Below are 2,266 nucleotides of genomic sequence, written 5' to 3' on the forward strand. Positions count from 1 at the left end.
TCTCTATTGATTCGTGCCGTAACGATGATGGCTTTTCATGCTCTCACTTTTGCTCATTTGCCGACACAAGCCAATCCTGCTGCCATCACCGCCGCGCCAGCGGCTTAGTTCAACAAGTCGATGCAGCTAACTGCTCCCACTGTCACGAGCCATGCTCTCGTGCCGCCGCCTTTCCACCCACCACGCATGGCTCGCGCCAGCCTCCGCAGTAGCTGATCTGTAAGTCGTTAGGCAACTCGGAGTGTCCCGTAGAATGAGAGCCAAGAAGTTCACGTTTCACCGGATCTCTTTTCTTATCGCGCTTTCTGCGGCATCCCTCGTTGGTTGGGCTTTGAGCTACTTCAGCGGTCTGAGCTTCTGGATCGCTTTTTTCATCGTGATTGCTGCCATGCTGATCAACGGATTCATCGCCGAGGTCGAGGACAACGCACCCGGCGGCTTCAACAACCCGCTCCCACCCGCACAGCCCAAGTCCCCGACGACGACCTCTGATGATTCCACCAAGTCGCCTAACCCGGCGGTCGAGCGAACACGCTACGCAGTCACGGCCTGTGCTTCCCACCACCACCGCCGCCTTTCCGCCACCGGCACAGGCCGCGCCTGCTCCGCGTGTCGCTCACCTTTTGTTCGTTAGGCGACTTCGCACGCATCGCGTATGTATGGAGTTCCCGCAGACCTGCCAATTGAGCGCTTCGTTGGTGACGCGCTGTTCCAAGCCTGCATTGGCATGGACGGCGTTCACTTCCGATTCGGACGCTCCGGCACGATCGCAGCGCACGGCACGTGGGAGTTGCGCGATGCCGCGGGCTTGCTGGTCGATCAGTCGTTGGCGCATTCCGACCGTGAGCACTATCGCATCCACGTCATCCTCAACGCAGATGTGACGGGCTACAGCATTGACCCACCACACTCGTTTTCGCTCACCTTCTCGACCGGTCATGTCCTTTCGGTCTTGGATGATACTCCGCAGTATGAATCATTCGCCATTCACCCAGACGGAATCTACGTTTGATCGTTTTCACCCCACGTCGCCTAACGTAAAGCAGTGTATCCGCTGTGCCGGGCGGAACAAGGTTGGGATTGCGTGACACGTGTCATCGCCCGGCATGGCGGATACACTGATGTTGAACTGAGCCGGTTCGCGGGACGCGGCGCGTGGCTACAGGGCAAAGTAAATGGCGGTGCGGCTCGAAGAGGCTGGCGATCTCCGGCTCGAAGGTGCGGCCGCAGGGCAAAGCGTGGAGGCGTTGGCGGAAAGAGACTGGATTATTGGAGGGCTAGGCCATCGCAGAAGCCATGGGCGCAGCAGATTAGCGCTTTGCGACGTGAGGCGAGCCTGATCGGAGCAGGCGTTGCTTCGATTGGCTCGATGGCGGAGGCGAGGCTGCAGGAAAGCTTCGGAGGTCATGAGGAGTCGGTCAGCGGCGGCGGAGCTTGGGCGCGTCCGCGTCGCTCGACCAAAATCAAGTTCGCGGACCCGCAATGCGGGCACAGCGGCGGCTCCGGATGGGCTGAAGCCTGGGTTGGCGGCACGCGGAGCGAGGGCTCGCCCTCGACGGCAGGGGCGAGCTGGGCGCGGGCCAGGGCGATTTTTGCGGCGCGGTCGCGGTTCCCGAGGAGGCCATAGTGACGGATCTTTACGAAGCGCTCCGGCAGGATGTGCAGACAGAACCGTCGCAGGAACTCGACGAGACTAAGCTGCATCTGCTTGCGCCGGCCGGCATCGGCATAGTCTTTGTAGCTGAAGGTGACCGTGCCGGCACTCTGATCCAGAGCGAGCAGGCGTCCGTTGCCGATGGCCACCCGGTGCGTATAGCGCGAAAGGTAAGCGAGCACGGCCTGTGGATCGGCAAAGGGCTTCTTGCTATAAACCACCCACGGTTTCGCGCAGACGCAGCCAAGGAGCGTCTCGAACGCTTCTTGGTCCGAGAGCCCGGCGAGCGCTCCATGGAAGCCCAGCTCTCCCTGATCATAGAGCTTCTTTAAGCCATCGCGGAACTTTGCCCGGAACATCTTGGAGAGTGCGCGCACCGCAAAAAGGTAATCCTCGCTGGTGCTCTTCCACTTTTGATCTTGGAGCGAAAGCCCGCCCCCGGTGACAATGCAATGGAGATGGTAATGATCGAGCAGCGTCTGACTCCAGGTATGCAACACGGCCGTGACGCCGATCTGCGCTTTGAGCTTTCCTTCGCCGAACTCCAAGAGCGTCGCGCTGGCGCACTCAAAGAGCAGCTTGTAGAGTGGCCGCTGGTTCTGCCTGACCAGC

General features: G+C 60.5%; 3 protein-coding genes. 2 read left to right on the forward strand and 1 reads right to left on the reverse strand.

Annotated elements, in window-relative coordinates; genetic code table 11:
• Window positions 1-253 precede the first annotated feature (253 nt).
• Together M3436_20765 and M3436_20770 are read left to right on the forward strand one after the other, a co-directional pair.
• Complete coding sequence (locus M3436_20765; protein MDQ3566399.1) at window positions 254-634, forward strand: hypothetical protein; 381 nt, start codon at window positions 254-256, stop codon at window positions 632-634.
• Between the two features lie 21 nt (window positions 635-655).
• Window positions 656-1,012 (forward strand): hypothetical protein, encoded by a 357-nt coding sequence (locus M3436_20770; protein MDQ3566400.1) that lies wholly within the window; start codon window positions 656-658, stop codon window positions 1,010-1,012.
• 392 nt (window positions 1,013-1,404) lie between these two features.
• Here the strand turns inward: M3436_20770 and M3436_20775 are convergent.
• The coding region (locus M3436_20775; GenBank protein ID MDQ3566401.1) for a transposase at window positions 1,405-2,266 on the reverse strand (862 nt) is incomplete at its 5' end.

It is taken from the genome of Pseudomonadota bacterium (assembly GCA_030859565.1).
In the GTDB taxonomy this organism is placed as follows: domain Bacteria; phylum Pseudomonadota; class Gammaproteobacteria; order JACCXJ01; family JACCXJ01; genus USCg-Taylor.

What these genes read in the sequence shown, in the direction of transcription:
- M3436_20765 (MDQ3566399.1), top strand. Translation starts at nt 254, where the DNA reads ATGAGAGCCAAGAAGTTCACGTTTCACCGGATCTCTTTTCTTATCGCG.
- M3436_20770 (MDQ3566400.1), top strand. Translation starts at nt 656, where the DNA reads ATGTATGGAGTTCCCGCAGACCTGCCAATTGAGCGCTTCGTTGGTGAC.